Source organism: Parascardovia denticolens DSM 10105 = JCM 12538 (assembly GCF_001042675.1).
GTDB classification, from domain to species: domain Bacteria; phylum Actinomycetota; class Actinomycetes; order Actinomycetales; family Bifidobacteriaceae; genus Scardovia; species Scardovia denticolens.
Window position 1 is genome coordinate 1185366 of sequence record NZ_AP012333.1, and the last position, 24577, is coordinate 1209942.

Genomic DNA, 24577 nt, shown 5'->3' on the forward strand with positions numbered 1-24577 from the left:
CATGACCCCTGTCAAGGCCGCTTCCACAAGGACCTATGATTACGAGCTGGCCGTCATCGGGTCCGGCCCCGGTGGTTATTCCACCGCTTTACGGGCGGCGGAGCTCGGCCTGAAAGTCGCCCTGGTGGAGAAGGACCCCCATCTGGGCGGCACCTGCCTGAACCGGGGCTGCATCCCCACGAAAGCCCTTTTGACGGCGGCGCATGCCAGACGGAACATGACCCAGGCGGATTTCTGGGGAATCGCGGTGGACCCTTCGTCCATCAGCCTTGATACGGCGGCCTTGCACGAACGGAAGCGCTCCCTCGTCTCCTCCATGGTCTCCGGTTTGGAGAGACTGGTCAAAGCCAGGAAAATCGCCCGAATCCAGGGGACGGCTCATCTTCTGGGACCTCATACCGTCGGGGTGAAGGACCGGCGCATCGAGGCCGACCAGATTGTTCTGGCCCTGGGGTCCCAGCCTGTGGAACTCCCCTGGCTCCCCTTCGGCGGACCGATTCTGGACTCGGATATGGCCTTGGCCGAAGAATCGATCCCTGGCCGCGTGGCCATCGTCGGCTCGGGGGCCATCGCTTTGGAGTTCGCCACCTATTGGAGTTCCCTGGGATCCGAGGTGACCGTCTTCCTGCGCAAGGACCGGCCGCTCTCCCACGGGGACAAGCGGACCGCCCTGGCCGTCATGCGGGGTCTGGCCCGAAGCGGCATCCGTTTCATCCCTCGCGCCCAGGTGACTCAAGCGGTCCTCCTGCCTGATTCCCGTCTTGATTTGTCTTACGGACAGTCCGACAGTCGGTCCCAAGGCCAGGCGGACGGACCGTCCGACGACCCCTCGCACGAACAGTCGTTGACCGTCGACCGCCTTTTGGTGGCGGTCGGCCGAGCCCCCCGAACCGACCTCCCCGGCCTGGATTTGACCCAGGTCCATCTGGACCCCCACGGATTCGTGCTCACCGACCCTTATGGACGGACCGATCAAGGCAACATCTGGGCCGTGGGCGACATCCGGGCGGGCCATCAACTGGCCCACCGCGCTTTCGGACAGGGAATCGCCGTCGCCGAATCGATCGCTTTCGACCGCGGTCTCCTCTCCCGGCCTCCCCGGCCGGTGGACGAACATTCCGTCCCCCAGGTGGTCTATTCGGAAATCGAATACGCATCCGTCGGCTATACGAAAGATGAAGGGATGGCCCGGCCCGAAGAGTTCTTCGACGTCCAGGAGACCGCCATCCCCCTGCTCTCCAACTCCCGGGTCCTCATGGAACAAGCCTCCGGCAACCTCACCCTGGTCACGGGAAAGCTGACCGCGAGGAAAGGCGGCCAGGGAGCCGACACGGTTTATCTTCTGGGAGCCCACATAGCCGGCCCCCGGACCAGCGAAATGATCGCCGAAGCCCAACAGATCATCGCCAACCGCATCCCCCTCCATCTGGCGGCCAGCCTCATCCACCCTCACCCTACGATCAGCGAATCCCTGGGCGAGGCCCTGCTCAAAGCCGACGGACGTCCCCTGCATCTGCGGTAGCACCATCCGCTTCCTTACTTCCCCGGGCCCCATTAAACTTGGTTCCAGTTAGTCTTTGACGAATTCACCAATCGAACCATCGACGAATATACAAACAGACAAGAGGTACCATGGCCGACATCAAGCCACGCAATCAACGCCAAGCCGGTTCCGCGAAGCCCGCGGCCGGCTCCAACCAGAGCAAGAAGAAGGATTCGAAGCCCGCCCGCCGCAACATCTTCAAGCAAGTGGCCATGATCTACCGCTTCACTAAGAAGGAAGACCCTTCCATCACCTGGTGGCTGGTCGGCGCCTTCGTGATTCCCGCCCTGATCGTGGTCGCCTTGGGCTTCGTCTTCCATAACGGCGTCGTCGGATGGATTTTCAATGTCGTCCTGGCCATCATGCTGGGAATCCTGGTCATGACCATGGTCTTGACCAACCGAAGCGAGGCGGCCGGCTACCGACGTCTGGAAGGGCAACCCGGCGCCACCGGGGCCGTGCTCGAAAGCATCAACGAAGGCCGCTTCTCCAGCCGGGTCATCAAGTTCACCCAGCAGCCCGTCTGGGTGGATCCCCGCACCAAGAACGCCATCTGGCGCGGAACGTCCGTTTACGGGGTCTACCTGGTGGGCGAAGGCCCTTTGGACGCCATCAACAAGGCCATGGATAAGGAAGCCCAGAAGATCCACCACGTGACCCCCGGCTCCGACATCCCCATCTACCGCATCTGCGTGGGCAGGGGCGCCGGTCAGACCCCTCTGACCAAGCTGCGCAAGGCCTTGCGCAAACGCCACAAAATCAAGTTCACCATGGAAGAGCTGGAACAGGTCAACGATCGCCTGCGCACCCTGCAGACCAAGTCCGGCCTGCCCATCCCTAAGGGGGTCGACCCCTACCGCATGCAGCGCGTCTCCCGCAGGGCCATGCGGGGCAAGTAAAACCAGGGAAAGCGAAGATTTATTCACCGGATTTCGGATAATGAGACATCAACGCCCGCAAGCCCAAGAATTCCAAGGATTCTTCCAGTTTCCCGGGCGTTTTTCCATGCCCTATATGAACCCCCTGAACTAGACTGGGGGACGTCCCAGTGATACAAAACGCCATGCCCCATAGCATAGCGAAAGGAGCGGTCTCGTGACCGAAATTAAGACCAAAGAGGATGTCGAAGCCCTTATCCAGCAGGAAAACGTGGAATACGTTTCCGTTCGCTTCACCGACCTGATCGGCGTGCAGCAACACTTCACCGTCCCCGCCAGCGAGTTCCTCAAGGACGCCTTCACTGACGGCATGCCTTTCGACGGCTCCAGTGTCAAGGGTTTCCAAGCCATCAACCAGTCCGATATGAAGCTGATCCCCGATGTTCAGACCTCCTACCTGGACCCCTTCCGCAAGCACAAGACCCTCAATATGGCCTTCTCCATCGTGGACCCCATCACTGATGAGCCTTATTCCCGCGACCCCCGTCAGGTGGCGCAGAAGGCCGAAGCCTACCTGCGTTCCACCGGCATCGCGGATACCGCCTCCTTCGCCCCGGAAGCCGAGTTCTTCATCTTCGACAAGGTGCGTTTCGAGAACTCCATGCGTCGTTCCTTCTACGAGATCGATTCCGTGGAGGCCCCGTGGAACAGCGGAGAAGAGTACGAAGAGGACGGCGCCCCCAACGTCGGTTTCAAGAACCGCGTCAAGGGCGGCTACTTCCCCGTCCCCCCGATCGATCATTCCCAGGACCTGCGCGACGACATGGTGGCCAACCTGCAGAAGGTAGGCCTCATCCTCGAACGGTCCCACCACGAGGTCGGGGCGGCCGGCCAGCAGGAGATCAACTACCGCTTCAACTCCCTCACCCACGCCGGCGATGACCTGATGAAGTACAAGTACGTGGTCCATGAGACCGCCTTCCAGGCCGGCAAGGCCGCCACCTTCATGCCCAAGCCCTTGGCTGGAGACAACGGCACCGGCATGCACTGCCATCAGTCCCTGTGGAAGGACGGCGTCCCGCTCTTCTACTCCGAGAGCGGTTACGGCGGCCTGTCCGACATCGCCCGTTGGTACATCGGCGGCCTGATCAAGCATTCTTCTTCCGTGCTCGCCTTCACCAACCCCTCCCTCAACTCCTACAAGCGCCTGGTTCCCGGCTACGAGGCCCCGGTCAACCTGGTCTATTCGGCCCGCAACCGTTCCGCCGCCATCCGCATTCCTTTGGCCGGAACCGCTCCTGCCGCCAAGCGCATCGAGTTCCGCGCCCCCGATCCATCCTGCAACCCCTTCCTGGCCTTCTCCGCCCAGCTCATGGCCGGACTGGATGGCATCGTCAACCACATCGAGCCTCCCGCTCCCATCGACAAGGACCTGTATGAGCTTCCTCCCGAGGAGCATGACAAGGTCAAGCAGGTTCCTTCCTCTTTGGAGGAGGCCCTGCGCGCTTTGGAAGAGGATCACGACTTCCTGGGCGAAGGCGACGTCTTCACCGATGATCTGATTCAGACCTGGATCGACATCAAGCGCGAAGAGATCGATATGCAGCGTCTGTCTCCCACTCCTTTGGAGTATGAGCTTTACTTCCATATCTGATCTGATCGAATCCGCCTGATTCAGGACTTCTAGAAATATATTCAAGTCCATTGATACGAAGATGATAATGCGTGGAGGGCGGCGTTGGTTCATAACGCCGCCCTCCACGCATATCCACAAAAGAGACGCCTAAAAGAGTCGACGAGTAGGAGGAGGGGAAAGCGGAAATAATCCTTTCTCCTATCGTTAATCGCTTTCCGCTGGCTTACCCCTTCCGCTAGAGGAGACCACCATATCCTACGAATCCAATCCTTCTCGGATAATGCGCTGATACCAGTATGCGGAATCCTTCCATATACGCTCCTGGGTGGAAAAATCGACGCCGATGATGCCGAATCGTTTCTGATAGCCATAGGCCCATTCGAAGTTATCCAGCAATGACCAGACGAAATAGCCCGTCAGATGGGCGCCTCCTTCTATGGCCTTCTTCAGGGCTTTCACATGCGCATCCAAATAAGCGACGCGCTGGGGGTCATGGATGATCTTTCCACCGGGCGCTTGGGAATCAAGGCTCACTTGGTCATCCCAAGCGGATCCGTTCTCCGTCACCATAAGATCCAACTCAGGATATCGGCGACTCAGCTCCAGGAGAAGATCAGTCAAGCATCGCGGTTCTTGATTCCATCCCATAGCTGTCAGAGGACCTTTGGGAGGTAAAGAATCGACGATTTCCTGAGCAGGCATAGGAGAGCTATGGGAAGCCTTTCTACTTGCGATTTCATCAGGATCGGTGACTCCGCGCACATGGGAGGAAGAATAATAATTAACTCCCAGTACATCAAGCGGCTGATGGATGATCTCTTCGTCTCCATCCTTCAAGAAAGACCAGCCGGAATAATCCGAAGTCACTTCCAATAGTTCCGGATCATAGGAGCCATCCAGCATAGGTCCCAGCCAAATTTCATTCGCCAATAAGTCAACGCGACGCTTGGCGGCCACGTCCTCTGGTGCAGCGCTCTCTGCAACACTTGCGGTCAAGTTCAAAGTGACCGATACCCGAGCTTTTTCCCCTAATACAGATCGTAAAGCTTGAACGGCCAAACCATGAGCAAGGTTGAGATGATGGGCAGCGGACAAGGTCTGTGCATAGTCTCTGATTCCAGGAGCATGTTCCCCGCTTCCATACCCCAAGTATGCAGAGCACCATGGTTCATTCAACGTGGTCCACGTATCGACCCGGTCCCCTAGTGATTGAGCCAATGTCTGGGCATAATCCGCGAACCGCAAAGCGGTGTCCCGGTTGATCCACCCTCCCCTATCCTGCAAGTATTGAGGCAGATCCCAGTGATAGAGAGTTGCTACAGGTCGGATTTCAGCCTGTAGCAAAGAGTCAAGCAGCCGATGATAATAGTCGACGCCTTCCTGATTGACAGGTCCACCTAGCTGAGGGATGATCCGGTTCCATGAGATGGAGAAACGGTATGCATCGACCCCCAACTCTTTCATGATCCCAACGTCTTGCGGATATCGGTGATACATGTCGCAAGCGATTTGGCCCGACGAATGGTCATGAATCACCCCCTCCTTTCGGCAAAAAACATCCCATATGGAATCCGTCCGTCCACCTTCATGGATGGCTCCTTCTACCTGATATGCGGCTGTTGCCGTGCCCCAAATGAAATTCTGCGGGAACCCGATAGTCATAAGCGCACTCATCCTTTCGTACCCCCATTGTCCTGACGTTTCGGGCGCACAGGGTCATGGAGACGGATGCCTCCTCATGAAGCCATCCGTATTGATGAATAAGAAATTACTTGAGATAGGTTGGTTTGAGATTCAAAAAGATAAGATTGATGATTTCATCCTTTCACGGCTCCAGCCATAATGCCCACCACCAGCTGTTTGCCCGCCAAGAAGAAGATGAGGAGCAGAGGGGCGGTGGTGAGAATCACGCCCGACATGACAATGGTATAGTCTGTGAAATACGCGCCTTTCAAGGCCGCCGCAGCAGTAGTCAGCATATAGTTCTTGTTCGATCCCAACACCAACATAGGCCAGAAGTAGTTAGTCCACTGCCCAATGAAGGTGAAGAGGAAGAGCATGGAAGCTGCTGGTCGGGCTGCTGGCATTCCAACTGAGATGAAGGTGCGAAACATGGAACAACCATCTACGCGGGCGGCCTCGATCAATTCGTACGGTAAGGCGTCGGTGATGTACTGAGTCATCCAGAAAACCCCGAAAGCGCTGACGAGTCCAGGAATGATCACTGCCCAGAGACTGCCATAAAGGCCAGCTTTATTGGCCATAATGTACAAGGGGACAACACTGAGCTGCTGAGGAATGGTCATTGTGGCCACTACCAAGGTCAAAAGCGCATTACGCCCGCGGAAGCGAAGCTTGGCGAAGGAGTACCCCGCCAAAGTGCTAAAGAAAACAGTAGAGATAGAGACCAGAACAGCCACGGTCAAAGTACCTCCCAAAGCTTGCCAGAATTTGAGCTCTCCGAAGGCACGCCCTAGGTTCCTCAACAGAGAAGACCCTGGGACCAAAGCCCTCACTCCATACTGATTGCTGGGGCTGTCCTGGGATGCTATGGAGAACGCATAATAAAGCGGAAAAACGAAGATGATGAGAGTGACGATAAGAATCGCATAACTCCCCCATCCTGGTTTGCGTCCTTCTGAAGTCATTCCCAGATGGCTCTTACGGTGTTTCCCAATAGCATGAGCCGTTTTTTTGCCGTAGACCTGTTCCAGGACGGGAGTTCCCATAGCCTGATCGTAGATCTTTTTCGTTTCCTTGGTCATTTAATCATCCCCCTCCTTGCAGATCGTTCTTCTGCTGGAAGCCTTTCTGCTTGATCTATACCTGAAGCCAGACGGGCGTTGTACCCAGAGCGAAGAGCCCGCTGTCGTTCTTCTTCCTCCCTCAGGGAAAGGAGACGATCAGCTTCCTTAGATCGCTTTGGATGACCGCCTGCGGCAACCTTCCGCGTCAAGCTGTAATTCAGGATGGCGAAGAAGATGATGATCAGGAACAGAAGCCACGCAACGGCGGCAGCGCGACCCAAATTAGGCTGTCCGGGAGTCACACTGACAAAACCGAGCTTATAAAGGTAAAGGCTGACTGTCAGATATTGATTGTTGGAACCGCCACCAGCGCTCGCTGCATTATGAAATAGCTGAGGTTCATCGAAAATCTGCAGGCCACCGATAGTGGATGTGATGATGACGAAAATCAAAGTCGGCCGTAGCATGGGCAAAGTCACCGAACGGAAGATTTTCCACTTGCCAGCTCCATCGACCACAGCAGCTTCGATGACGTCATGTGGAATCGCCTGCATGGCAGCCAAGATGATCAAAGTGTTGTAACCGATGAAGCGCCAATTCACTATCGTGGCTATAGCTATGTGTGACCAAATCGTGCTATCATGCCACATGATGGCGTGCAGGCCCATCTGCTGCAAAAGCACATTGATGGCGCCCATCTTATCCGAGAAAATCTGCGAAAAGATGATGCCTGCGGCCGACGGGGCGACCACATAGGGTAAAAGCACCCCCATACGCCAGAATGTCTTGGCCCTCAGATTGGCATCCAAAACCCACGCCAGCCACAAGGCGATCATGATTTGGGGAACGGAACTGAGCAAGAAGATGGAGAAAGAATTGCGTAAGGCTATGTAGAAGGTCTGCTGATGGAGAACCCACTGGAAATTTCCATACCATGATCCCGTAGCGGTTCCACAAGTCGCTCCGCATATGGCGGCTCCAGAATCGCCGGTCAGGGTATTGAATTGGCGTGTAGCAATCCACATCGTGTAGAGAAGCGGGAATAGTCCTACAATGGCGAAAAGAATGAAGAAAGGTGAGATGTAAAGGTAAGGAGAGGCTTTCCATTCGAACTGACCCAGCCTGGTACGCCAGGTCCTTCCCGCTCCCCCTCGGTTCACTTCGCTTGAGTCTGATTTTTGGATTGGCATCATTGATAATCCTTCTTCAAGAGGTGCGGCGGGAACAAGAATCCCATCCCCGCCGTTGATTTCACCGAAACCAGCAGCAAGCCCTTTTGCAAAGGTCCGCTACACGTGTCAGCCTCTTGATGTCAGGTAGAGGACGTCAAGAAAGAGCCTTGACATCCGCCACGTACTGTTTCCAGGCTTGTTCGGGTTTTTGCTCTTTGGATACATCCACCCGGTTAAGTGCGTCACCAAACTTCGAATCGATATCGAAGTACTGAGCACCGGTATAAGGAACGATTTTCACCGCCTTCGCTCTGTTGGCGAAAATCTTGCCAGTCGGAGCGTTATTGAGAAAACTGTCGATTTTATTGGTCACAGCAGGATCCTTCATGGCTGTAGGGGAACTTGGATAATTCGAAGCTGCTTTGAAAGTGGCGACTTGTTGCTTCGGCGCCGTCAACCAAGCGACCAGTTTCGCCGCCTCATCCTTGACTTTTGAAGTTTCAGGGACAACCAGCCAAGAACCACCCTGGTTGGAGCCACCTCCAGGGGTGACGTCGGCGACATCCCAACCTTTGAAGTCCGAGCCAGAGTTGCCTTTGATGTTATTGACCAGCCAAGCGGGGCACATGATGGTAGCGAACCCCTTGTCGGACTTGAACTGAGCGTTCCAATCATCAGACCATTGGCTCAAGTGGGCGGACATGTCTGTCGTGGCTGTCAATTCATCAAAATCCTTCTTAATGGTGGATCCGGTAGCGACGATGGTTCCATCCTTCTTTACATACGCCTCTTTCAGCTGGCTTTTCATGACGCCCCAAAGACCGCCCATCGCGTCATACCAAGGCAGACCAGTCTTTTGGGTGTACTGGCGGCCAACCTTGAAATATTGCTCCCAGGTGGCGGAATCTCCGCCAAGCATCTTTGCAACCTCAGCTCTGTCAGTAGGCAATCCTGCCTTCTTGAACAAATCCGATCGATAGCAAACAGCTGTAGGACCGATGTCGTTGCCGGCACCAATAGTCCTGCCATCGCTGGTCTTGGCTCCCTGAACCTTCCAGTCCAACCAATCATTCTTCTTCAGATACTTACCCAAATCCATGAACTTGTTAGGCATGGATAAGATGGATGGCATCCAAGCTATATCCACTGCATAGATGTCATAGGCGTTGGCCCCAGACGAAATAGCCGTGTTGAAGGCGGAACGGGCGTCATCAGATCCCGATGCAACCGTTTCCTCAATTTTGACATTGGGATGCTCCTTTTCATATTGAGCCCAGAGGTTTGCTCCTGGACGCTCATTGGAGGACTTTCCATATCCGAAGTTATTGAAAGTCTGGATCTTAATAATGGTCTTCCCATTCGAAGTCGTCGCAGCCCCGCTATTTGAATCGGAACCACAGGCGGTGAGACCGGCCATGGTGGCGAGAGCTAAGCCTGCTGCCAGGAAGGTCTTAATACTCTTTTTCATTCATCCTCCTTAAATGCACTACTGCGTACATTATGGAATTAAGAACAACAATGTCCTTAATATCTTTGGAACCGTTTCCACAGATAAAGTCAGAATAGCACGCTTTTCTCAAAAAGTAAAGCGCTCTTATCCATGTCTGCCACATTCAAAATCCCGAAGACGCCGAGGAGAAAAACGGGTGACCAAACCGATGCGATTTACACTATCGAAGAGTGGTCATATCACAAGCTACCGCGGAGAATCAAGGTCACCGGGAGCACCTGAGCAGTCGTTTTCCACTCACCATGTCTGAGCCGCCAAGCCAACATCTCAGTGGCCGTTTCAGCCAAATCCGCCAAAGGCTGGGCAAAAGTCGTCAAGCCTGGAGACAAGGCACGAGCTACATGGAAATCGTCAAATCCAACAATCGACAGGTCCTGAGGGACTCTCTTACCGTATTGAGACAGCGCCTGCATAGCCCCGGCAGCAATCTGGTCAGAATGAGCGAAAACCGCGTCTACCTGCGGATCATCAGCAAGAATCTCTTTCATCGCCTGATAACCATGAGCTGAAGTAAAGTCACCAACATTGATTGCAATCGGTTCCAGACCAGCAGCAGCCAGTCCTTCCACGCAACCGCTTGTCCTTTGCTGAGGAGAGAGCATATCGTCGGGACCAGCGATGATGGCGATCCGTCGTCTTCCCCGTTGAACCAATAGCTCCGCCGCCTCGTATCCACCATGAAAACTATCCACATCCACATAGGGATAATTCATATGGTGAGGAGGCTGGCCGATGAAGATGGTTGGCTTATCGAATTGAGCCAAAGTATCCACTAGACCTTTGGAGTAGTGGAAACTGAGGACCACCGCCCCATCGGCTCCGGAATCATGCAGGAGTTTGTTCAACGACTCGGTATCGTGTGGGCCAGTCAAAGCCAAAAAAGGCAAGAACGTCTTCTGGGTGAAAGAATCGGCCAGATGGCTGATCATACCGGAAACGAAGGCGTCGTTGAAAAGGAACTGCGTGCGCTCAGGAACCGCGATAGCTATGATATTGCTGCGCCCAGACGTCAGTTGTCTTGCGGCTTGGTTCGGAACGAAATTCAGCTCTTGCGCAACTTCTCGCACTTTCTGCCGAGTCTCGAGCGACGCGGGTCCATTCCCTAAGGCACGCGAAGCAGTGGAGACGGCGACCCCGGCTTTTTTCGCGACATCTCGTATGGTCACTGCACGCTCTGCCATGATTTCCCCCATTTCAAGCCCATGCCCCTACGACAGGGACTGAGTCTGCGCATGTCCCCATGGAACGGTTTTACTTATGGTAGCATGCCTACTCTGCCAAGACTGGAAACGTTTTCAAAATAAGCTTATTGCAGAGTCCATCCAGAATCCACCCTCTCATACGCACTCACCGCCCTTATGAAAGGGTCCATTGACAGTTTCATCAACGGGGTCTGTCCCCTCACAAAGCTCAGGATAAAATCCCTTGTCTAAGCTTGGGAAAGAAGGTAGGCTTACATTCATAGGGAAATCGGATCGTCACTCGGGGAAGGAAAGACCGGAAAATGGGGACAAGGAACAGGCAACCGCAGGCAGCCAAAGGAAAGGCTGAAAACAAGGCTGCAGGCAAGGCAAGCGGGGCGAAGGGGACCAAGATGTCTTTCACCCGTTCGGGCAGGCAGGCCCCTTTCCCCTGGTCCCGCCTCTTCCTCCTCGTTTTCGTAGGTCTGGCGGCCTTGGCCGGGCTTGCGGCCGCTTTGACAAGGTCCAACCTCCCCTCTCCCCTGGTCAGGGCCCCCTTGGCTGACGCCCACGGAGCCTTGATGACTTTCGGCTTCCTCGGCACGGCCATCAGTCTGGAACGCGGGGTCGCCTTCCGGGCCGGATCCCCCCGCAAACCGACATGGGGATTCCTCTCCCCGCTTTTCGGCGCAGTCGGCATGGTCATGATGATTCTGCTGATGACCCGCCTCATCCCTTTGACGACTTGGTGGCCGGCCCTGCCCGGAAGCCTATGGACCGCCGACATGATCCTCCTGACCGCCGTATACGCCGTCATCTGGACGCGGCAACAATCGGTCTCCCTGCTCATCCAGCTTTTGGGGTCAGCCGTCGGAGCCTGTGGGATAGGCCTATGGGCCCGCGGAATCGACGCCGCCATCCTGGCCCCTTCATGGATGGTTTTCCTGGTGTTGACCATCGTGGGAGAGCGCCTGGAACTGGCCCATGTCTCCTTCGTCAGCCGATACGTGGAACCGACTTTAATCGGGTCCAGCATCCTGGCCACCGTGGCCGTCCCGGTTCAGATCATGCAGCCCGTGGCCGGCTATCCTCTTCTGGGAATCGCCCTAGCCGCCTTGCTGGTAACCATGCTGCTCAATGACACGGCCATCAAGACCTGGAAGGCGGCGGGAGTCACCGGCTTCATGGGGATCTGCATGCTTCTGGGCTACCTGTGGGCCTTGGCCGCCAGTTTCCTGTGGATGACCGGGAGGGCGAACCGGAGCGGCTACTGGGCCGATCTGAGCATCCACGCCTTCGCCTTGGGCTTCGCCATGTCCATGGTGATAGCACATGTCTGCGTCATCATCCCCTCGATCACCAGGCGACAGATGCCTTATAACCCGGTCCTCTGGCTCCCCCTTCTCCTGCTTCATCTGGGACTTTTCTTCCGCCTCTTGGGGGCCATCCAGGAAAGGACGATCCTGTGGAAAGTCGGTGACGCCGTCACCGCCACCTCCGTGCTCGTCCTCATCCTCTGCGTGCTGGGGATGAACGTCGTTGCGGGCCTGAAGCGCAAGAAGCAAGGACGGGCTCAGAAAGAGGGGCAAGGCCAGAATCAGCGGCGGGATCAAATCCAGGAAAAAGATCTGAGGAAAGAGGCCCTGGCAGTCCGTAAGGCGCAAACGGCCCAGGTCAGCCATGACCGGGTCCGCCACCGGGTCACGATGACGACCTCGGACGTCTCTCGTCACGCCCAATCCCATCAGGCCTTCTTCCGCCTGGCCTTCCAAGCGGTCACCGTCACCATCCTGCTTTTGCTGGCGGCCACCTTCATCTTGGCTGCCTCCCCCACCTTGGCCACGTCGGCCTCAGCGGCCTCAGCCACATCCTCTTCGATCGGGTCGGAAGGTTTGGCAGGAGGTCTGGGCCCAAGCTCAGGATCCAGCCTCTCCCCTTCCCAAGGCCCCCAAAGCCAGGAATCGGTCCGACCAAGCGGAAGGACCAAGCGGATCCGTCTGTCCGTCGGCCCGGACGGCATGTCCTTCAGCCCTTCGAAGATCACGGTCCCGGCGGGAGACAAGCTCTCCCTCACTTTCGACAATACCGGCGACCAAAGGCATGATTTGGTTCTGGATAATGGTCTTTCCACCGGCCCCCTGACCCCGGGGACAAGTAAAACCGTGGACGTGGGGATCATCAGCCACAGCATGGAAGGCTGGTGCTCCATCACCGGCCACCGGCAGATGGGGATGAACCTGACCATCATCGCCGTCAATAGCCAAGGCCAGGAAGCGGGGGCTTCATCAACGGGCGGGAGAGGAAGCAAGGCCGGCTCTTCGGGGAATTCCTCGGAATCCTCTTCAGGGACGGGGACATCGACCGGAGACCCTTCCGACGTCCCCGTCCCCACCTATTCGCAACTGCAGAAGCAGGCGGCGACCAGCAAGCCCTACGACCCCGCCTTGCCCTCTTATACTCCCACCGATTCCAGCGGACGGGTCCGCTCCCTGACCATGACCGTCACCGAAACCAAGACCACCATCGCCGAAGGGGTCAGCCAGACCGTCATCCATTACAACGGGACCAGCCCCGGGCCGATATTGAGGGGGAAGGCCGGCGACACTTTCCGCATCACTCTGGTCAATAAAGGGAGCATGGCCCATTCCATCGACTTCCACGCCGGTGACGACGCCGCTCCGGACAAGGCCATGAAGTCAATCGAACCCGGTCGGACCTTGGTCTATACCTTCCGCGCCCCCCGCTCGGGCATCTGGATGTATCACTGCTCAACCGCCCCTATGAGCAACCACATAGCCAACGGCATGTTCGGGGCCGTCATCATCGAGCCGAAAACAGGATGGCCGCCCGTGGACAAGGAATTCGTGCTTATCGGGTCGGAGATGTATCTGGGCCCGCAAGCGGGTTTGGCGGATCCCCAAAAGGTTTCCTCCATGACGGCCGATCTGACCGCCTTCAATGGGCGGGCCTTCCAGTACGACGCCTATCCGCTGACCGCCCGCATAGGCGAAAAAGTGCGGATTTGGGTGCTCAACGCCGGGCCGAACAGCCCCCTCTCCTTCCACGTGGTGGGGACCCAATTCTCCACGGTCTGGTCGGAAGGCCGCTACCTGGTGAAAGACGGCTCCACCACCGGGGGCCAGGTTCTTCCCCTGCTTCCCGCTCAAGGCGGTTTCGTGGAGATGACCTTCCGGACGGCCGGAAAATACCCCTTTGTCAATCACATCATGAGCCTGGCCGAAAAGGGACAGCACGGCTTCATCCAAGTCAGCAAGTGAAAGCCCGATCAACACAGCCAATGGAAGTCAGGCCACGAAAGAGGTCAGCAATCAGTTGAAGGAGATTCAGCTCCTCGGCGTCAGCCCAGCCACTCATCCCCCATCAGCTGATGGACGACTCCTTGGAAAGCCGAGGAAATCGGGCTATCGGACAGACTCCCATCCGGATTCAGCACCACAGGCCGACCGGATTCGCCCACTTCCCACACATCATCCTCCAAAGGCAGCTGGGCCAAAAGGGGAACCGGGTAACGCAGGGAATCAGTCAGCTGGTCGCTCACCCGCTGACCGCCGCCCTGACCGAAAATACGTAGACGCTCCCCGGCATGGTCATACCAGGACATGTTCTCGATCACCCCATCGACCTTGATCGGCAGCTGAAGGCTGACCAGGCCGGCGCGGACGGCGATGTCGGAAGCGGAGGGCTGCGGGGTGGTGACCACCAGCATCTCCGCATTGGGCAGGGCCTGCACCACGGTGATGGTCATATCCCCGGTCCCCGGCGGCAGGTCGATGACGAGCGCATCCGGCTCGCCCCACCAGACGTCGGAAAGGAACTGCTCCAAGGAGCGCTGCAAACGAGGGCCACGCCAGAGAATGGCCCGTTCGGAGCCGGCGAACATCCCGATGGACATGAGCTTGACCCCCCAGGATTCCACCGGCATAAGCATGCCATCCAGGTTGGTCGGCTGACTATGCACCCCGAAAAGCCGCGGAAGGGAGAAGCCATAGATATCGGCGTCGATGGCGGCCGTGGAATACCCCATGGCGGCGAAGGTGGCGGCGAGGTTGGCGGAAACGGCGGATTTGCCCACCCCTCCTTTGCCTGAGGCGACGGCGAAGATGCGGGTCTTGATCCCTTTCTTGTGGAAGGGATTCTTCCGCCTGGCTTCCCGCAATTCGGCCACCAGGCTGGTCAGCTTCTCCTTGCTCATGGTGTCCACCACGGTCTGGGTGGTCAGATGGGCCGGCAGGTAATCGCTGGCCGCCTGCTTGATGCCAGCGATGATGGTCTCGCTCAAGGGGCAGCCCGGCACTGTCAGCTCCAGGTGGACGGTCACTTTGTAAGAAGGCCTTTGCTGGGATTCAGGGCCAAGGTCGTCGTAGATGGGCTGACCTTCGATGGCGGAGACCTCCAGGCCCACGACCATGCCCAGATCGGTGATGCTGCGGCCGAGTTCGGGGTCGATGACGGAGCCCAAACGGGTCATCATATCATCGTGGACTGCTTGGCGGAATTTGCTTTCCCGTCGTGACATGCGGGATTCGATCATGCCTTCGCCCTTTCTGGTTCGGTGGGGCGCGGGGAGTCGGATGCTGAGTCGGATTCGGTTTCCGCGGAAGCGGTTGACTCCTCGAACCGCCCTGTCTCCAACAAGGTCTTGAACTGGTCCTCGTCCAACATGGGGATGCCCAAGGCTTCGGCCTTGCTGGCCTTGGATCCGGCGTTGGCCCCGACCACCACATAGGAGGTCTTCTTGCTGACCGACCCGGCCGCCTTGCCTCCCCGGGATTCGATGGCCTCTTTGGCTGATTCGCGAGAGAAATCCTCCAAAGTGCCGGTGACCACCACCGTTTTGCCGGCCAAGGTCTGTTCATCGGTGACGGTCTCGGCCGCCTTCCGGCCGATGCCCGCCTGCGCCCAAGCGGCAAGGATCTGCCCCCGCCAGCTGGAAGGGTCTTGGGCTTCGCGGAACCACTGATAGACGCTTTTGGCGATTTCGTCCCCGATGGCGTCAATCGAGGTGAGCTCCTCTTCGGATGCCTGGGAGATGGCGGTCAAAGTCTTGAAATGCTTGGCGATCAGGCGGGCGGTCGGAGCACCCACATGCCGGATGGACAAAGCGACCAGGACCCGCCAAAGATCGGCTTGACGGGCTTTGTCGAATTCCTCGAACATGGCCAGGGTGGTTTTGGACGGTTGCGTCTCGGCCAGGCTTTGCCCCTTCTTCGGGAGGTTGAAGAAAGCCGGGACCTGGGTCCACAGACCGGAGCCGCCCCGGTTCTTGCGGATCCGCTTCTTTTTGCCCGTGTCGGGATCCGTCCTTTCGCTGATCTCCACTAGGGGGATCTCCCTCCAGGTGCGCACGGACCGCAGGTCTTCCGGTCGCAAGGCGAAGAGGTCCGCCTCCGACTGGACGACGGGCTTCTGTTCAGGAGGCAGACGCAGGCCTTCCGCCGGCAGGTAGACGGGAGGCTCCTCCCCTTCCTCGATCAGGATCTCCTTGATATCGGGCAGGTATTCGTCCACGGAGTCAGGCCGGTTATTCTCCGGGTTGGTCAGGGCCAAGGCGCTCTGTTCCCCCAGATGCTCGATGTCGAAAGCCTGCCGGGAGGCCAGATGAAGGACCCGGTTGGCCAACTGGGCCGGGCAGGACTCCACATTCGGACAGCGCCAATCCTTGTCCCCCTCCTTTTCCGGAGCGAGTTCGGTCCCGCAGGAAGGGCAACGGTCAGGCATGACGAATTCGCGGAGCCGGCCTTCCCTTTCCGGGCGGGCGGCCAGCACAGGGCCCACCAGCTCGGGGATCACGTCCCCGGCCTTGCGTACGACCACCAAGTCGCCGATGAGGATCCCCTTATGCTTCACTTCCGACGGATTGTGCAAAGTCGTGCGGGCGACGGTGGATCCCGCCACCTGAACCGGTCTGAGGTGGGCGACCGGAGTCACCCGGCCGGTCCGCCCGACTTGCACGCGAATGTCGAGCAGGTCCGTGTTCACCTCCTCCGGGGGATACTTGTAGGCTATGGCCCACCGGGGGGCGCGGGCGGTGGCGCCGAGTCGGCGTTGGAGGGCGAGCTGGTCAACTTTGACCACGATCCCATCCAGAGGATGCTCGATGTCATACCGGTGGTCCCCGTAATAGGAGATCATGTCCAAGATCTCCACATAGGAGTTGACCAAACGATTATGGGGGGAAGTGGGGATCCGCCAGGTGCGGTAAAGGTCGTAAGCCTGGGACTGTCGTTCGATGTCCGGATGCCGGACCGCGGCTTGCGGTCCCCATTCCAGAATGCCCAGCCCATGGGCGTAGAAGCTGAGCCTTCTGCGAGCGGTGATCCGGGGGTCCTTCTGTCTCAAGGATCCGGCGGCCGCGTTGCGGGGGTTGGCGAAAGTGGGCTTGCCCTCTGCCTGGGCCTGGTCGTTGAGCTTGCGGAAATCATCGAAACGCATGAAGACTTCGCCGCGGATCTCCACCAAGTCGGGGATGTCGGCCGGGTCACCAGCCAGCTGTGAGGGGATGCCGGCTATGGTCCTCACGTTCATGGTGATGTCTTCCCCCGTGACCCCGTCGCCCCGGGTCAGGCCTTGTTCCAGGACCCCGTGCCGGTAGACCAAGTTCAGGGCCAGGCCGTCGATCTTCACTTCCGACGTCATGGGCAAGGGGTCGCCCGCCTTCCAATCCAGGTCGCGGACCAGGCTTTGATACCAGTCTTTCAGCTCTTCCAGGGAGAAGACGTCATCCAAGGAAAGCATGCGGGAAGGATGCCTCACCTCGGTGAAATCGTTGGAGAAAGTGCCCCCGACCCGATGCGTGGGCGACTGGGGGTTGTCCAGGGCGGGGAACTGGGCCTCCAACCGTTGCAGGGTCAGCATCCGCTGGTCGTAGGCCGAGTCGGAGGAGACCGGGGAATCGTTGACGTAGTAGGCGATCTGGTCATCCTCCACCCAGGAGGCCACTTTGGCCCAGAGCCGGGCGGCCAGATCGACCGGGAGGGCGACCAGGTCGATCTTCCCCATCTTCTGGGCGTCGGCGTCGGTCTTTTGCAAGGAATCTATGATGGAGGCCAGGTCCACCGCCCGTCCGCTTCCCGACCCGCCTTCCGGCCGTCGATTCTCTGACTGCGCAGTCATACACACTCCCATCATGCCCATGCGGACTCCAGAATCCACCTGTCAGGCGTTCAAAGACCTCAAAACCTGCAATTGCTGAGATTTCACCGACAGCTGCCCCTGGTCCTCCATCCGGGCCCAAGCGATGAGCAAAGTCTTGGCGGGGACGAAAAGCTTGTCCTCCACGCAGACTCGGGCCGCGTTTTGAATGATATCGCGTATCTGAGGATTTGGCCAGACCGGTATTTCAGTAGCGGACAAGACATCCGCCGCCTCCTGGACGGTCGTCGGCAAAGCCACCCCTTGGGAGGAGCAGCGTTCTTCCAACTCCCTCAACTCGGCCGAAGCCTGGTCGGCGACGACGGAGCTGATGTCCAAGCTCAACAGATAGGCTGCGGCCGCCACCCGGAAGTCATCCTTCATCCAGGCGGCGAAGGCCATCCGATAGTAGCCGAAAGATGCGTCCTCCCTGTCCTGGGCCAAAGAGACGGCGTTGACGGCGGCAGCGAAATCGGATTCCCAATCATCAGCCGCGGCCAGGCCCGTCGCCTGCCGCAAATGGACCAAGGTGTAGGTCGGGGCGTAAGCGACTGCCTGATTCAGGTGCCCCGCGGCCTTCTCCGGCTGGTGCACCATCATGTAGGCGTCAGCCAGACGGCAGTGGGCCACGAAGAGTTCATCCGGAATGAGGACCGTCCTCTCTCCTTCGGTGGCGAAAAGCCGGTTATAAAGCACCCGGTCGGCGTAGGAGTTGAAATAGCGAGGGACCAGGCCTTCCTGATGGAAGAGGTCGTCCAGCTGTTTGACGGCCTTCTCCTGATTGGCGAACGCCTGCTGGAACTGGCCGGCCTGGAAAAGGTCGTTGGATTTCTCTCGGGCTTCGTTGAAACGGTCCACCCAAGTGAAGGTGATTTCGGGGACGGGGGCCCCGTCGATGAGGGACGAAGTCACCAGGGCCGCCTTCTCCTTCAGCTCGGGATCGGCCACGGCGTTCACGTACGACATGACGGTCTCGGCCTTGGCGGCGGAGGACATGTGGGCGTTGTCCGCGATCTTGCGGATCTCATCGGCCGCCCAATGCAGCAGGTCTTCGCGTTGGATGGCCAGGCCTTCGCTCCCCTGGGCGTTCATGGCCCTGGCGGCGACGGGGTCCAGGGCCCGGTCGGCCATTTCCGGCTCTTCATGGGCTCCACGAGGGGAGAAACAGTCGTCGTGGATGTCGAAGTCCGGCTTGATCTCCTGCAGGGACCCGTCCTCCTCGTCCTCCTTCATGGTCGCGCCGAATGACCGGTAGACTTCACGGGGATCGATCCGAGTCATGGAGGGCAGGACGTCGCGGAATTCCTGGCGGGTGAAGGTGACGGTGACCAGAGGGGTCAGGCCGGCCGTACTGTCTTCGCTGGCGTCGATGCTGATGGGCTCCGGCTGTTGCTGGTCCGGGGCGTCGAACAGGCGCAGGGGGAAGAAGGCTTCCTGCTCCTCTCCGGGTCCTTCGTCTGGATCCGGGTCCGAGGCCGATTCCGCATCCAGGGTCTCGCCCGACCGCGCGCCGAATCTTTTGTCCTGATCCTCGTTCGGATTCTCGGTCCCTTCCTCGTCCCTTTCCTTTTGATGATCGCGAGCCGGATCCCCTTTCTCCTGCCGGCTGGCCTCTGGCCGGCCATCCCCGGAAGCGGCTTGGGCCTGGTTGTCCTCCCAGGCGTGCTCTTCCATGGAATCCAGGTCCACGTCTTCCATGAGCTGGGAAAAGGCCTTGTTGACCTCCTCTTGGCTGACCTGATGGGCGGGGCGCGACGGGCCCGTATGAGTAGGATTGGCGGGATTGGACTGGTTGGATGCAGACGAATTGATAGCCGGACCTTGCCATTTGGCCGCATGCGGGGCCATATCATCCACGGGGCCGTGCTGATCCCCGTCTTTCGGGGCCGACTTGGCGTCCCCTTCCGCCGAGGCTTCGCTCATGGATAGGAAGTCGTTCCCCTTGCTTTTGATTACATGCCGGACCGCGGCCATCAGATTCTCGGCCAGGTCATGGGCGATGTCGGCCGCCTTCGCTTTCACGTCGGCCGCCTTCCGATCCAGGCCCAAGGAATCAATCCGGATGGAGACGGACTGGACGTCCGGGTCGAGGCCGAAGGCGTAAGCGGCGAAAATCAAACCCAAAGAGAGGTTGTAGCCAGTGCTTTTGCGCTCCCTCCAACTGGTCCCGCTGTTCACCCATTGGTCTGAAGTCGGGTCATAAATGCGGGTGGGCATCAGGCTGGAGCTGACCGAAGTGAAGGCGATGGCCACTGACCCGGATTCCAGGTTCGAGCGGAAGTTCACGTCGTAGCGGAAGGGGATGCGGGTATGGGCGAGAAGGTCGCTGAGGGCCTGACGGTAAGCCCATTCATGCGTCAGCTTCTGGCCGTCCCCGTCCTCATTCCTATACTCGTCCTTGTCCCCGTTTTCATTCTCCTGATCGGAATCCATCCCATCGGCATCAGCCAGATACCCCTTGCCCACTTGACCGGCGATGGAATAAAGCTCCTGGTAAGCGGCGATGGTCGACTCTTCCGGTTTCTCCGGGTTCTCCCAAAAATCAGGGCTGTCAATCAGGCGACGTACCCAAGGGAGTTGTGAGGCGGAGGGAAGAGCCCGGGCCCGCAGCCCTGTCGCGGCAGTGAGGCCGAAGGGGTAGGAATCCTGAGGAATGGGGGTCTGGGCCAGGTTCAGGTCGCCCTCGCTCAAGTAATAGGCTGGCGGCAGGGAAATCAGGACCCCATGGGCCGGATGCGTCAGGAAGGCCATATCCAGCCGGGCGATCCGCTCCTGGCTCAGGCTCGCTTCGGTGGCTGGATAGCCGGCCGTATCCATGGCGTCCACGAAATCGGAGACCATGTGGATCCGGTTGACGGCGGTCTCCATCCGAATGGCCTGCATGGCCGACAGGAGGTCCAAACCATCCCAAATCATGGTGATGAGGTTGGTATCCGGATTGGAAAAGGCCCGCACCGGCTCTTTCCCGTGGACGGCCTTCAGCCCGGGGCGGAGGTTCTCCCCTACCACGTCCTGGCTCAAAGAGACGAAATAATCCTCAATCCCCGAGACGGACAGGCCCCGTTGATTCTCTTCGGCAACGTCCTCATGGATGGTCCGGAAGGCATTGACCGGGGCCCGCAACCGCAAACGGGTAGTCAGATTGCCCACCCCGAATTGGGGGGTCAGGCCGGCGACTTGGGGATACATGTGGATGAGGAAGAAGGCCACCGTCATGGCGTCCCTGTACAGCAGATCGTCTTTCAGGTGGTCCGGCAGAGGAATGAGGGTCTGTTCCAGACAGAAAAGCCCGTCGCTTTCCAGCCAGCCGGCCGTCCAGGCGAAAGGCTCGTCCGCGCCGGAGCGGGTGAAGATCCCTCCTTGCGAGGCATAAATCCTCTGTGGGAATGCCTCCGGGGAACGGAAGGGGTCATACGCGGGATTGGGGGCATGTTCCCTGCGCAGGCTCATCCGATAGTCGAAACCCCGCTTGTCGCCGCAGATCCGGGCCATGTCGAAATAGCCTTCGGAGTCCTTCCCGAAAAGCACCACGGGATCGCTCAAATGGGCAGGGTCGGGGAAGATGCTGTTCGTGTGGTAGATCTGCCCCACCTCGTCGCAGTACCCGACCGGGATGACCACGTCGTAGCTGGCGAAAAAGCACAGCAAGGCCGCCCTGTCGCTGCCTGTCCGGTCATCGGCGGTCGTGTCCAGCCATCCGATCCTGGGGAAGGGGAACTGGTCCCTATAGGGGATATCGTCGAAGATCCGCCGGTCCATGTCCGACGGGACGGAAAAGGCTTCCCATTCGTTCCCTTGGGCGTCAGAGACCGAAGTCAGGCTGATCGTATCGTCCTGGTCGGCATCGGTTTCCGGGGCTTCGGCTTCGCTCAGCAGGCCACCCTCCCGCTGCTCCCACTCATGTGGATCGTCGTGTGGATCTAAATGCTTCACCTTAAACCCGATTCCCGTGTGTCCCAAAGTTTCCGTCGTCCGTCTGGCCGTGCCAGGCAAAAGCCCATCGAAAAGCCCATCGAAAATCCAACCGTCCGGGCCATCAGCGCTCATGTCATGGTCATGTTTCCTTCCCTATTTTAAGGTTTGGGGGCAACCTCCTGGCGGATTTCGCCTTCAGACATGTCACACCTGCCGAAAGGCGCGAGCGGCCCCGGCCGAACGAGCCGCAGAGGCAGGCACTCGGCTACAATGAGTCTGTGGCTGAGAAACGGATACGACAGACTTACACGGCTTATCACCGGCGGGGAAAGACCCCCCGAAGCTTGTCCTATATCCTCCTGGCCTTGGTGGTGACGCTTCTGACCGAGGCGACCGTCTTCAACCTCTCCTTTTGGAAGACCGCCTTCTCCTCCTCGAATTTCCCCGTTCCCTCTTACAGCATCGCCCAGCTGGCCTCCGGCCACCACCTCGGCAGCGGTTTGAAACCGGCCTCGCAGGCATTCCTGACCGTCACCGATTCCTCCCAGGCATATATCGACATCCCCCTTGTCCCCAAGACCGTCGTCTCACACCTCTATCTGAACAGCGAGGGGATAGACTCCCCCGGCTTCAATGACGCCAACTCCCCGGTCCGCGGTTCCTACTCGGTCATCATAAACGGAAACACCTTCAACCTCAGCCCGCAAATCCGCAGGACCGCCTATCTGACCCTTCCCTCCCCTTCGCCGGCATCGTCCACGGCATCGTCCCTGCGCATCTGGATCAGCGAACCCAAAGGGAGCCAAATCGCCCTGAAATCCATCCAAGTCAACCCGCAGATCCCCTTCTCCTTCAACGGCATCCGGGTCGGCCTCCTCTTTTTGCTCCTCTTCTTGCTGATCGCCCTGCGGCCACGGTCGGAACTGTATCGGATGCCCTTGAATCCCTCCTCCCGCGGGCAAAGGACCGTTTTCGGCCTGTTCATCCTCCTGCCCTGCCTGGCTTTGATCGTTGGATCGGCCATGGCTTTCGGCCTGGTGCAGACCGAAGGGGTCTACCATCTGACGCCCGATTCCTACACTTACAATTTCCACCAGTATCAGCTGTCCGCCCAGGCGATCTTGAAAGGCCAGCCTTGGGTCGATCTGCCCGTGGACCCCCTTCTGGCCAAAGCGGCACGCCCGCATTCGGTGGCCACCCGCAACCACCTGCTTTCCCAAGGCGCGACCATCTACTGGGACTACGTCTTCTATCAGGGGCACTGGTATTCCTATTTCGGGATCATCCCCGCCCTCCTGCTTTTCCTCCCCTTCCAATTCCTCACCTCGGGCATGCATCCGGGCGGACTCTGGCTCAACTCCATCACCGCCTCCTTCTTCCTTCTTGCCTCGGCCATGCTGTTCGGGACCCTGGCCCTGATCCGCTTCCTTAAACGGTATTTCCCCTCCATCAGCCTGGGACAGACCATTCTGGCCATCATCGCCATGCTCTGCGGAAGCAATATCATCTCCCTTTTGACCAACCTCAGTTTCTACTGCATCCCCACCGCCAGCGCCACCGCTTTGATGGCTCTGGGCTTCTGGCTTTGGCTGGGGGCGAGGCGGATTTACGATCCAAAGCTCGGCCGTTATCGGATGTGGACAGTGGCGGACGCCGATGCCAGGAACGATGCCGATGCTAAAAATGATGCCGGCGCTGGAAACTATGCCAAAGTCGGAGACCATGGCGGCGCCGGAAACACTGTCAATACTAAAAACACCGCCACTGCTGGGAACACCGTCACTGCTGATCAAGCGGAATTCTTCTCATCAGCCCGCATCTTCTGGGGATCCTTCTGCATGGCCCTGGCCCTCGGCTGCCGACCTCCCTTCATCCTTTCCACCCTCTTGCTCATCCCCCTCTACCGCGAACTCCTCGTCGTCCGCCGTCGGGCGACCGGCCGCAAGTCCAGCTGGATCCCGACCACCTTGACCGCCCTTATCCCAGCCCTCATCGCCATGGCCCCGGTGCTCATCTCCAATAAACTGAAATTCGGTTCCCTGCTAGATTTCGGCAGCAAATACCAGATGACCGTGGAGGATCTGACCACCTACAAGGCCCCCCTCAGCTCGGTCGTCCAAGGCTTCCTGACCAATTTCTGGGCCCCCTTCCAAACCACGCCTGGATTCGCCTTCCCCTTCATCAACTCCTACGCCCCGACCTTCCGCCCTTGGATGTATTCCGATAACCTCATGGCCGGGATCTTCGCCTTCGCCCCACTCTGCTGGCTGATCCTGGGCGTCGTGATTCCTGGTGTCTGGCGCGGGCTCTGGCGCAGCCGCACCTTCCTTCTCTTCTGGCTCAGCCTGGGCCTGGCCTTCGGTCTCAATCTGCTGGAGGCCTACATGGGTGGGATCGACTGGCGTTATATGAACGATTTTTCCTGGCTGATCACCCTGGCCTCCCTGCCCGTCTTCGTCCTGCTCACTTCCCGTTTCCTGGTTCCAGCCGCGACTGGCGCCCCAGGAAAACCGGCAGGTCCGGCATCGGCAAACAACCAAGGCGGCAAGGCGATCGGTCGCTTCTTCGCTTCCTTCGCCCTGTGGATCCTGGTCTTGGTCGTCCTTTTCGAACTCCTGGTCTTCGTCTTGACCATCTTCGATCCCTCGCGAGCCCATAGTCTGCTGGCGGTCAGCCCGTCCGTCTTCTACGCCATGAAGAGCGTATTCCTGATTTAGCCAGCTTTAGCTGTGCCTGCCAACTTTGGCCAAACTTAGATAGCTTTAGCCAAACTCAACAAAACTTGGCCAAGCTTAGCCAGTTTAGCCTGAATCAGCCGACTTTGACGCGACTCGGTGCGCCCC

The 24577-nt window shown here is 58.5% G+C and carries 13 protein-coding genes; 5 read left to right on the forward strand and 8 right to left on the reverse strand.

Going from position 1 to position 24577, the window contains the following annotated elements; all coding sequences use genetic code 11:
• Nucleotide 1 precedes the first annotated feature (1 nt).
• From PSDT_RS04975 to glnA, 3 genes are all read left to right on the forward strand, one after another.
• On the forward strand, nt 2-1522 hold the full coding sequence (locus PSDT_RS04975; RefSeq protein WP_006289037.1) for an FAD-dependent oxidoreductase: 1521 nt from the start codon (nt 2-4) through the stop codon (nt 1520-1522).
• A 110-nt stretch (nt 1523-1632) separates the two neighbouring features.
• A complete protein-coding gene (locus PSDT_RS04980; RefSeq protein WP_006289036.1) occupies nt 1633-2442 on the forward strand; it encodes a DUF4191 domain-containing protein in 810 nt (269 codons plus the stop codon).
• Nucleotides 2443-2638: 196 nt separating this feature from the next.
• Nucleotides 2639-4075: a type I glutamate--ammonia ligase gene (gene glnA, locus PSDT_RS04985; protein WP_006289035.1), complete on the forward strand. Its 1437-nt coding sequence runs from the start codon at nt 2639-2641 to the stop codon at nt 4073-4075.
• 237 nt (nt 4076-4312) lie between these two features.
• Here glnA and PSDT_RS04990 read toward each other — a convergent pair whose 3' ends face one another.
• From PSDT_RS04990 to PSDT_RS05010, 5 genes are all read right to left on the reverse strand, one after another.
• Nucleotides 4313-5719: a GH1 family beta-glucosidase gene (locus PSDT_RS04990; RefSeq protein ID WP_006289034.1), complete on the reverse strand. Its 1407-nt coding sequence runs from the start codon at nt 5717-5719 to the stop codon at nt 4313-4315.
• Between the two features lie 155 nt (nt 5720-5874).
• The gene (locus PSDT_RS04995) at nt 5875-6822 is read right to left on the reverse strand and encodes a carbohydrate ABC transporter permease (protein WP_006289033.1); all 948 of its coding nucleotides are present in this window, start codon (nt 6820-6822) and stop codon (nt 5875-5877) included.
• Nucleotides 6819-7997 carry a carbohydrate ABC transporter permease gene (locus PSDT_RS05000; RefSeq protein ID WP_006290325.1) on the reverse strand — a complete coding sequence of 393 codons (1179 nt, stop codon included), beginning with the start codon at nt 7995-7997 and terminating at the stop codon, nt 6819-6821. The genes PSDT_RS04995 and PSDT_RS05000 overlap by 4 nt, the downstream gene beginning before the upstream one ends.
• Before the next feature lie 133 nt (nt 7998-8130).
• Complete coding sequence (locus PSDT_RS05005) at nt 8131-9444, reverse strand: ABC transporter substrate-binding protein (RefSeq protein WP_006290324.1); 1314 nt, start codon at nt 9442-9444, stop codon at nt 8131-8133.
• 221 nt (nt 9445-9665) lie between these two features.
• Complete coding sequence (locus tag PSDT_RS05010; protein ID WP_223293554.1) at nt 9666-10667, reverse strand: LacI family DNA-binding transcriptional regulator; 1002 nt, start codon at nt 10665-10667, stop codon at nt 9666-9668.
• Nucleotides 10668-10990: 323 nt separating this feature from the next.
• Between PSDT_RS05010 and PSDT_RS05015 the strand changes: the two genes are divergently transcribed.
• On the forward strand, nt 10991-13945 hold the full coding sequence (locus PSDT_RS05015; RefSeq protein WP_006289029.1) for a multicopper oxidase domain-containing protein: 2955 nt from the start codon (nt 10991-10993) through the stop codon (nt 13943-13945).
• 80 nt (nt 13946-14025) lie between these two features.
• Here the strand turns inward: PSDT_RS05015 and PSDT_RS05020 are convergent, their stop codons facing one another.
• From PSDT_RS05020 to PSDT_RS05030, 3 genes are read right to left on the reverse strand one after another with little or no spacing between them, the layout of a single operon-like run.
• Nucleotides 14026-15204, reverse strand: a complete 1179-nt coding sequence (locus tag PSDT_RS05020) for an Mrp/NBP35 family ATP-binding protein (RefSeq protein WP_006289028.1) — start codon at nt 15202-15204, stop codon at nt 14026-14028.
• An 11-nt stretch (nt 15205-15215) separates the two neighbouring features.
• Entirely contained in the window at nt 15216-17801 is a 2586-nt protein-coding gene (gene ligA, locus PSDT_RS05025) for an NAD-dependent DNA ligase LigA (RefSeq protein ID WP_397224340.1), read from the reverse strand.
• A 42-nt stretch (nt 17802-17843) separates the two neighbouring features.
• Complete coding sequence (locus tag PSDT_RS05030; RefSeq protein WP_006289026.1) at nt 17844-21866, reverse strand: hypothetical protein; 4023 nt, start codon at nt 21864-21866, stop codon at nt 17844-17846.
• Nucleotides 21867-22078: 212 nt separating this feature from the next.
• On the opposite strand from PSDT_RS05030, the gene PSDT_RS05035 reads away from it, so the two are divergent.
• Complete coding sequence (locus tag PSDT_RS05035) at nt 22079-24451, forward strand: hypothetical protein (protein ID WP_006290322.1); 2373 nt, start codon at nt 22079-22081, stop codon at nt 24449-24451.
• Nucleotides 24452-24577 lie beyond the last annotated feature (126 nt).

Excerpts from the sequence above, each read along its gene's own strand:
- PSDT_RS05010 (WP_223293554.1), bottom strand. The coding sequence starts at position 10,667 with ATGGCAGAGCGTGCAGTGACCATACGAGATGTCGCGAAAAAAGCCGGG.
- PSDT_RS05000 (WP_006290325.1), bottom strand. The coding sequence starts at position 7,997 with ATGATGCCAATCCAAAAATCAGACTCAAGCGAAGTGAACCGAGGGGGA.
- PSDT_RS05020 (WP_006289028.1), bottom strand. The coding sequence starts at position 15,204 with ATGTCACGACGGGAAAGCAAATTCCGCCAAGCAGTCCACGATGATATG.
- PSDT_RS05015 (WP_006289029.1), top strand. The coding sequence starts at position 10,991 with ATGGGGACAAGGAACAGGCAACCGCAGGCAGCCAAAGGAAAGGCTGAA.
- PSDT_RS05005 (WP_006290324.1), bottom strand. The coding sequence starts at position 9,444 with ATGAAAAAGAGTATTAAGACCTTCCTGGCAGCAGGCTTAGCTCTCGCC.
- PSDT_RS04980 (WP_006289036.1), top strand. The coding sequence starts at position 1,633 with ATGGCCGACATCAAGCCACGCAATCAACGCCAAGCCGGTTCCGCGAAG.
- PSDT_RS04975 (WP_006289037.1), top strand. The coding sequence starts at position 2 with ATGACCCCTGTCAAGGCCGCTTCCACAAGGACCTATGATTACGAGCTG.
- PSDT_RS04990 (WP_006289034.1), bottom strand. The coding sequence starts at position 5,719 with ATGACTATCGGGTTCCCGCAGAATTTCATTTGGGGCACGGCAACAGCC.
- ligA (WP_397224340.1), bottom strand. The coding sequence starts at position 17,801 with ATGACTGCGCAGTCAGAGAATCGACGGCCGGAAGGCGGGTCGGGAAGC.
- PSDT_RS05030 (WP_006289026.1), bottom strand. The coding sequence starts at position 21,866 with ATGAGCGCTGATGGCCCGGACGGTTGGATTTTCGATGGGCTTTTCGAT.
- PSDT_RS04995 (WP_006289033.1), bottom strand. The coding sequence starts at position 6,822 with ATGACCAAGGAAACGAAAAAGATCTACGATCAGGCTATGGGAACTCCC.